The organism is Cupriavidus sp. WS (assembly GCF_000395345.1).
Lineage (GTDB): Bacteria > Pseudomonadota > Gammaproteobacteria > Burkholderiales > Burkholderiaceae > Cupriavidus > Cupriavidus basilensis_B.
On sequence record NZ_AQPL01000108.1, the window covers coordinates 1 to 7,674 of the forward strand.

Here is a 7,674-nt window from a genome sequence, read left to right on the forward strand (position 1 = left end):
CCTCGCCGAGCCCATCCGTGAACGGCTGGCCGGCCTGCGCCAGCACCGCGCGCGCGCCGTCGGCCAGCCGCGCGGGCTGCATCACGTGGATGACCGGCTTGCCGGCTTCGTCGGCGGCGCGCGCGATCCCGGCGGCCATGCCGGCCAGGTCGGGCGCGGTGGTGATGACCGCCAGGCACAGGTCGGCGCGCGGGTCGGCCATCGCCAGGCGCGTGCTCTGGTAGGCGAAGTCGGGTACCTCGGCCACCTTGGCGCCGAACAGGTCGACCGGGTTGTCGGCCTGGCCGGGCACGTAGAGCGTGGCCAGCCGCGCGCGCGTGTCGGCGTCGAAGCGCGTCATCGGCAATTGCGCGGCGGCCAGCTTGTCGGCACCAAGCGCGGCGCTGCCGCCGGAGGTGGACAGCAGCACCGTGTCGCGCACGCGGTGGCCCGGGTGGCGCGCCATCGCCGCGGCCAGCAGCAGCATGGCGAACACGTCGTCGAGCAGCACCACGTTCTCGGCGCGGCACACCGCCTCCAGCGCGGCGAAGTCGCCGGCCAGGCTGGCCGTGTGCGAGAACGCCGCCTGCCGGCCGGCGGCGGTGCGGCCGGCCTTGACCACCAGCCACGGCTTGCCGGCGGCGCGGGCGCGCGCGGCCAGCGCGCGGAAGCGCGCCGGCGACTTGATGCCTTCGATGTAGGCGCAGATCACCGCGGTGTCGGGGTCGTCGATCAGGAACTCGATGAAATCGCACAGTTCCAGGTCGGCCTGGTTGCCGACCGACACGCAATGGGTGAAGCCCACGCCCATCGCCACCGCGCGGTCGAACAGCGTGCCCATCAGCGCGCCGCTCTGCGTGACGAAGCCGATCGGGCTGCGCGGCAGCCGCTCGATCTCCAGCGCCGGCGACGAGCACAGCACCAGCTGGTTGCGCGGGCTGATGACGCCGAGGCAGTTGGGGCCGATCAGCCGCATGCCGGCCGCGCGCGCGATGGCCACGATCTCCTCCTCCAGCGCGCGCCCGGCGGCGTCCGCGTCGGAAAAGCGCGCCGTGATGACGATGGCGCAGCGCACGCCGCGCGCGGCGCACTCGGCCACGCGCGCCTTCACCTGCGGCTGCGGCACCGCCATGATGGCCATGTCGGGCGCGTCCGGCGTATCGGCCACCGAGGCGTAGGCGCGCAGGCCGAACAGCGTGTCGCGGTTGGGGTTGATCGGATACAGCGTGCCGCCGAAGCGATGCCGCAGCAGCATCGCCAGCACGCGCCCGCCGAACTTGCCCTGGTCTTCCGACGCGCCGATCACCGCGACCGAGCGCGGCCTGAGCAAATCGGCCACCGGCAGCGGCGTTCTGGTCTCCTCCGGGGCGCGCATCTCAGGCCGCCATCTCGGCTTGCGCGGCCGCGCTGACCGGGCCGGTGTACTCGCCGCGCGCGGGGTAGTTGCGCGTGATGGCGAAATCCACCGAGGTCAGCAGCTCGGCGAACTGCGGCCGCGCGAACGGCATGGTCTGCACCGCGCCGTAGTACAGCGTCTGGTCGGGCCGCACCAGGAACACGCCGGGCTCGGAGAACATCGGCGGCTCGTCGATGCCGATCGAGGTCTTGCCGTGGCCCTCGGTCACGTACAGGCCCCACTGGCGCGCCACCGCCAGCGGCAGGCCGTAGCCCATGCGCAGCGCCGGCATGCCGATCTTGTCGGCCATCTTGCGCGCGCGCGGCGCGGCGTCCGAGCTGATCGCCACCACGGACACGCCGCGGGCATCGAACTCGGGCAGCAGCCGGCCCAGCTCCATCAGGTATTTGGCGCACACCGGGCAGTGGTAGCCGCGGTAGAACACCACGAGGGAAAACTGCGCCGGCGACTCGTGCTGCAACACGTAGTCGCCGTGGTCGAGCGTGGGGACGGCGAGGGCCGGGACGGCCTGGCGGGGAATCAGCATGCGGAGCACTCCGTTCTGGGGCATGGGCGGGACCGGCGCGCGCTGTCCTGCGCGCCGGAGCGGGTCGAAGCGGGGTTGGGATTCATGCTGCAGTGCACGCGGGCAAGGGCGTGGCGGGTAGCGCCACGGCGCGTGTTGCAGGCTTGAGCGGCATCGGTCATCCAGGTCTCCCTGTCGATGAAGCTACAGTAGGTGTTTCCCAAATACGGCACAACAGTTCCGTATTTGAGAACGGGCGGGGAGACGAAGCGAGGTGGCGCGAGGTAACGTGAGATGGCGCGAGGTGGCGCGAGATGGCGCGCAACCGCGCAAGCGGGAACCGGAAGCCGCGCGGAAAAAGCGGACAGCCGCGCTCAGTGCGCCCGCAGCGCGTCGACGATGCTCAGGCGCGCGGCGCGCAGCGCCGGGAGGAAGCCGCCGAACAGGCCCATCGCCACCGCGAACGCGAGCGTCTTCGCCACCACGGACGGCGTGAGGATGAAGCGGAACGACAGGTCGGCGAAGGTCTGGAAGTTGGTGGTGGAGAACGACGCGAACTGCATCAGCGCCGCGCAGGCGAGGCCGGCGACACCGCCGGCCAGCCCCAGCAGCATGGCCTCGATGAGAAACGCGCCGAGCACGTTGCTGCGCTTGAAGCCGAGCGCGCGCAGCGTGCCGATCTCGGCGACGCGGTTGGCCACCGAGGCGTACATGGTGATCATGGCGCCGATCATCGCCGCGACCGAGAAGATCACCGACAGCGTGAAGCCCAGGATGTTGATGAACGCGGACAGCGCCTTCGACTGGTCGCTGTAGAACACCTGCTCGCGCTTGGCCTCGCTGGCCAGGCGCGGGTCGACGTCGATGTCGGCGCGAAAGCCGTCGAGCCGGCCGGCCTGCGCCAGGCGGAACACCATCGCCGAATAGCTGGTGCGCCGGAACGACTGCATGAGCTGGTCGACGTCGCCCCAGATCTCGGAGTCGAAGCCGCTGCCGCCGGCGTCGAAATGCCCCACCACGGTCCAGTCGCGCTGGGCGAAGCGCAGGTGCTCGCCGATCTGCACGCCGTCGAATCCTTTGGCGATGCTGCTGCCGACCACGATCTCGGACGAGCCGGGCCGGAACAGGCGCCCGGCCACCAGCCGGACCTGCGGGCGCAGCGCCAGGCCCGCCGGCGAAACCCCGCGGATCACCACGTTGGAGGGCCGCGCCGAGCTGGCCTTGGTCAGCGAGATCAGCACCACCGCTTCCTTGGACACCCACGGGCGCCCGTCGGCGCCCGTCGCCACGGCCGGGTGCATCTCCATGATGCTGGCCTGCTCGCGCGAGATCGCGCTCTGAATCTCGGTCTCGGCGCCCTTGCGGATCACCACCACGTTGTCCTGCTCGCCGGTCGTCACCAGGGTCTGCTTGAGGCCGGCGTCGAGCATCAGCATGGTGGCGAACACGAACACCACCAGCGCCAGCCCGCCGGCCGTGAGCGCCGTGGTCAGGCGGCGTGCCCACAGGTTGCGCGCGATGTAGGAGAGCGGAATCGCCACGTCGGCTCCTTGCGCCTAGCCGATGGCCCGCAGGCCCTCGACGATGCGCACGCGCGCGGCCTGCACGGCCGGCACGATGCCGGCCGCCAGCCCCACCACGAGCGCGCAGGCCGCCTGCAGCTGCGCGGTCTCGCGCGACACGCTGAAAACCGGGAACACGCCGCCCACGGACTGCTTGAACAGGGTCGCCATCGGCGGCGTGGCGAGCATGCCGAGCGCGCCGCCGGCCACGGCGATGGCGACCGACTCGCCGAACACCAGCAGCGCCAGGAAGCCCGGCCCGAAGCCGAGCGCCTTGAGCGTGGCGTACTCCACCGTGCGCTCGCGCGCGCTCATCGCCATCGAGTTGGCCATCACCGCCATGATGATGACGATCACCACGTAGGACACCACGCGGATCGCCGCGATGATCTGGTTGGACATGGCCACGAAGCCGAGCTGGAAGGCCTGCTCGGTCTCGGTCAGGGTCTCGGCCAGGGAGTTCCTGAACACGCCGTCCACCGCGCGCGCGACCGCCGCGCCGTTGTCGGGGCTGGCCACGCCGACCACGTAGACGCCCACCTGGTCGGCCTGCCGCGGCGTGCGCTTGCGCACGGTCTCGTTGAGGTATTCCCAGTGGAACACCATCTGGCGCGTGATGGTGCTTTCGTCGCGCCCGTCGAGGATGCCGCGCACGACGAAATCCCAGGTGCCGGGGTAGATGGTGCCCTTGAGCGGGACCACGTCGCCCACCTTGAAGCCGAACTGGTCGGCGAGCTGGCGCCCGACCAGCGCGCCGCGGCGGTCGCGCTGGTAGTCGGCGCGCTGCTGCGCCGGCAGGATGAACTCGGGATAAAGGTCGAGATAGTTGTCGGAGACGGCGAACTGCGCGAAGAAGTTCTTGGGGTCGCGGTAGATGCCGCCGAACCAGTTGGAGCGCGCCACCAGCGTGACGCCGTCGACGCCGCGGATGCGGTTCTCGTAGCTCAGCGGCAGCGGGAACACCAGCGAGATGGCGTTGCGCGTCACCAGCCGCGCGCTCGACGCCGCCGAGGCGCCCGCGTACCACGCGTCCACCACGGTGCGCAGCAGCCCGAACGCCAGCACCGCCACCACCAGCCCGGCGACGGTCAGCGTGGTGCGCAGCTTGTGGCGCAGCGCGTTCCTCACGATCAGCTTCAGCGCGAACATGGCATCCGTCCGCGGCGCCGCTCAGCCGGCACTGGCATGGATCAGCTCCCCTTTCTCCAGGTGCACCAGCGACTTCGCCGCGGCCGCCGCGTGCGCGTCGTGCGTGACCATGACGATGGTCTTGCCGAGCTCCGCGTTGAGCCGCTGCAGCATGGCCAGGATCTCCGCAGCCGAGGTACGGTCGAGGTCGCCGGTGGGCTCGTCGGCCACGATCAGCATCGGGTCGGTGATGAGCGCGCGGGCGATCGCCACGCGCTGCTGCTGGCCGCCGGACAGCTCGGACGGATAGTGGCTCATGCGGTCGGCCAGGTTTACCATCTCCAGCACCATGCCGACGCGCTCGCGCCGCTGGGCGCGGCTCAGGCGCGTCAGCATCAGCGGCAGCTCCACGTTCTCGAACGCGGTCAGCACCGGCATCAGGTTGTAGAACTGGAAGATGAAGCCGACGTGGGCCGCGCGCCATTCGGCCAGCGTGGCCTCGGCCAGCCGCGTGATGTCGAGTCCGGCCACCAGCAGCTCGCCGCTGTCGGGCCGGTCGATGCCAGCGATCAGGTTCAGCAGCGTGCTCTTGCCCGAGCCGGACGGCCCCATCAGCGCGATGAAGTCGCCCCCGGCGATGTCGAGCGTGATGTCGGTCAGCACCGGCACGGTCTGCGCGCCGCGCCGGTACGACTTGGCGACGTGGCGGATGGCGATGAGCGGGGCGGCGGCGGCGGAATGCATGCTACTTCTTCGCCACGGTGACGCTGGCGCCGTCGCGCAGCTTGTCGCCGGGCGCCAGCACCACCACGTCGCCCGGCGCCAGGCCGCCGACCGCGACCAGCTCGCCGAGCGCGGCGCCGGCCGTGACCGGGGTTTCCCGCACGGTGCCGTCCTTGCCGAGCACGTAGGCCACCTTGCGCCCGCCGCGCTCGACCAGCGCGGCGGGTTGCACCGCGACCACCGGCTTGCGGTCCTGCGCCGGCACCGGCTTGTCCAGGAAGGCGATCTTGGCGCTCATGTCGGGCAGCACGCGCGCGTCGCGGTCCACGAAGCGCACCTTGACCAGCACCGTGGCCTTGGAGCGGTCCACCGTGGGCACGATGCGCGACACGCGGCCTTCCATGCGCAGCGCCGGCAGCGCGTCGAGCTGCAGCTCGCAGGGCTGGTCCACGCTGATCTTGCCGATGTTGGATTCCGCCACGTCCGCCTCGACCTCCAGCGTCTCCATGTCGGCGATGGTCACGACGGCGCCCTTGGTGTCGGAGGCTGACGAGAACGGCGTGATGTTGTCGCCCACGTTGGCATGCCGGATCAGCACCACGCCGTCGAACGGCGCGCGGATCACGGTCTGGTCCACCGCCACCTGCGCGGCGCGCGCGTTGGCCTGCGCCGAGACGATGGCGGCGCGCGCGCTGCTGACCGACGCCTTCGCCTTGTTGTAGCGCGCGAAGTCGGCGTCGTACTGCGCCGTGGAGATGGCCTTCGGCACCAGCAGCGTCTCGGAGCGGCGCAGGCCGATCTCGGCGTCCTTCAACTCGGCGACCTGCAGTTCGTGGTTGGCCTGCGCCACGCTGACCTGCGCCGAGGCCTGCGCCAGCGACGCCTGCACGTCGCGGCTCTCGATGCGGGCGATCACCTCGTCGAGCTTCACGTGCGAGCCTTCCAGCACGCCCAGCCATTCGAGGCGGCCCTGCGCCTTCGAGCCGACCGCGGCCTTGCGCTGCGGCACCACGTAGCCGGTCGCGTTGAGCAGCGTGTAGGCCTGCGACGGGTAGGCGGAGGCGACCGTGACCGTCTCCACCGCGGGCGGCGCGGCCAGCCGGGCGCCGATGCCGAGCGCCACGGCGACGGCCACCGCCGCGGCCGCGTAGCGCAGCCACCTGCGCCGCCGGGGAACGGGAGCGAGCGGGCCGCGCTCGATTTTCAGCTTTGCCAGATCGTGATCAGCCAATTTCGGGCCTTTTTCTGCCGTTGGACGGTAACGTCGGGGATGTCGCGGCGCGCCGGCGCGGGTGCCGCCGGACGAACGGCACGCCGCGGGGCACGCCGGGCGACGCATCGGCCGGCATGCCCGCCGGCGTACCCGCGCGCCGCGCATGGGAAGGGCGCCCCAGTATAGTGCCGTGCCCGGGCGGTGCTGGCAACACCACATCGAACATCGCGGCGGCTTGTCACATCCTGTTGCACGGCGGCCGTTCCCCCTCCCTCCCCCGGCCCCGCGCCGCGCCCGGCAAAGGCCGCGCCTAGCGGATACACTACGCGCCGGATGATTTCCGCAAAAAACGGGAGGGGATGCGATGGATCTGGGATTGCAGGACAAGGTAGCGATCGTCACCGGCGGCTCGCAGGGCATCGGCAGGGCCGCCGCGCTGCGGCTGGCGCAGGAAGGCGCGGCCGTGGTGCTGGCCGCGCGCGGGCGCGAGCGGCTGGACCAGGTGGCGGAGGAAATCCGCGCGCTGGGCGGGCGCGTGGCGGCGGTGCGGGCGGACGTGAGCCAGGCCGGCGACTGCGCGCAACTGGTGACGGCCGCGCTCGACGCCTTCGGCCGCCTCGACATCCTCGTCAACAACGCCGGCACCTCGGCCACGGGCGCGTTCGAGAGCGTGTCCGACGAAGCCTGGCAGGCCGACTTCGAGCTCAAGCTGTTCGCCGCGATCCGGCTGGCGCGGCTGGCCATTCCCCACATGCGGCAGCAGGGCGGCGGACGCATCATCAACGTCACCAACATCGGCGCCAAACAGCCGCGCGCCAGGTCGACGCCGACCACCGTCACGCGCGCCGCCGGGCTGGCGTTCACCAAGGCCCTGTCCAAGGAATTCGCGCCGGACAACATCCTGGTAAACACCGTGTGCATCGGCCTGATCCGCGCGGGCCAGCACGAGACCAAGGCCGCGCAGGCCGGCATCCCGGTCGACGAACTCTATGCCCGCATGGCCGGCGACATCCCGCTCGGGCGCGTGGGCCATGCGGAGGAAGCGGCCAACGTCATCGCCTTCCTGGCCTCGCAGGCGGCCAGCTACGTGACCGGCACCAGCATCAATATCGACGGCGGCACCTCGGCGGTGCTGTAGCGGCCCGCC

The 7,674-nt window shown here is 71.3% G+C and carries 7 protein-coding genes; 1 reads left to right on the forward strand and 6 read right to left on the reverse strand.

Annotated features, from left to right (window positions below; translation table 11 throughout):
- The 6 genes from K206_RS37960 to K206_RS0110635 form a co-directional block, all read right to left on the reverse strand.
- A partial coding sequence (locus K206_RS37960) for a CoA-binding protein (RefSeq protein WP_020202390.1) occupies positions 1-1,354 on the reverse strand: 1,354 nt, incomplete at its 3' end.
- A 1-nt stretch (position 1,355) separates the two neighbouring features.
- Positions 1,356-1,922, reverse strand: coding sequence for a peroxiredoxin-like family protein (locus K206_RS0110615; protein ID WP_020202391.1), 567 nt, complete (start codon positions 1,920-1,922; stop codon positions 1,356-1,358).
- A gap of 353 nt (positions 1,923-2,275) precedes the next feature.
- The gene (locus tag K206_RS0110620; protein ID WP_020202392.1) at positions 2,276-3,442 is read right to left on the reverse strand and encodes an ABC transporter permease; all 1,167 of its coding nucleotides are present in this window, start codon (positions 3,440-3,442) and stop codon (positions 2,276-2,278) included.
- Positions 3,443-3,457: 15 nt separating this feature from the next.
- On the reverse strand, positions 3,458-4,612 hold the full coding sequence (locus K206_RS0110625) for an ABC transporter permease (protein WP_020202393.1): 1,155 nt from the start codon (positions 4,610-4,612) through the stop codon (positions 3,458-3,460).
- 21 nt (positions 4,613-4,633) lie between these two features.
- Positions 4,634-5,335, reverse strand: a complete 702-nt coding sequence (locus tag K206_RS0110630; protein ID WP_020202394.1) for an ABC transporter ATP-binding protein — start codon at positions 5,333-5,335, stop codon at positions 4,634-4,636.
- Position 5,336: 1 nt separating this feature from the next.
- Positions 5,337-6,545: an efflux RND transporter periplasmic adaptor subunit gene (locus K206_RS0110635; RefSeq protein WP_020202395.1), complete on the reverse strand. Its 1,209-nt coding sequence runs from the start codon at positions 6,543-6,545 to the stop codon at positions 5,337-5,339.
- Positions 6,546-6,891: 346 nt separating this feature from the next.
- Here K206_RS0110635 and K206_RS0110640 point away from each other — a divergent pair, with 346 nt between their 5' ends.
- Positions 6,892-7,665 carry an SDR family NAD(P)-dependent oxidoreductase gene (locus tag K206_RS0110640; RefSeq protein ID WP_029043464.1) on the forward strand — a complete coding sequence of 258 codons (774 nt, stop codon included), beginning with the start codon at positions 6,892-6,894 and terminating at the stop codon, positions 7,663-7,665.
- Positions 7,666-7,674 lie beyond the last annotated feature (9 nt).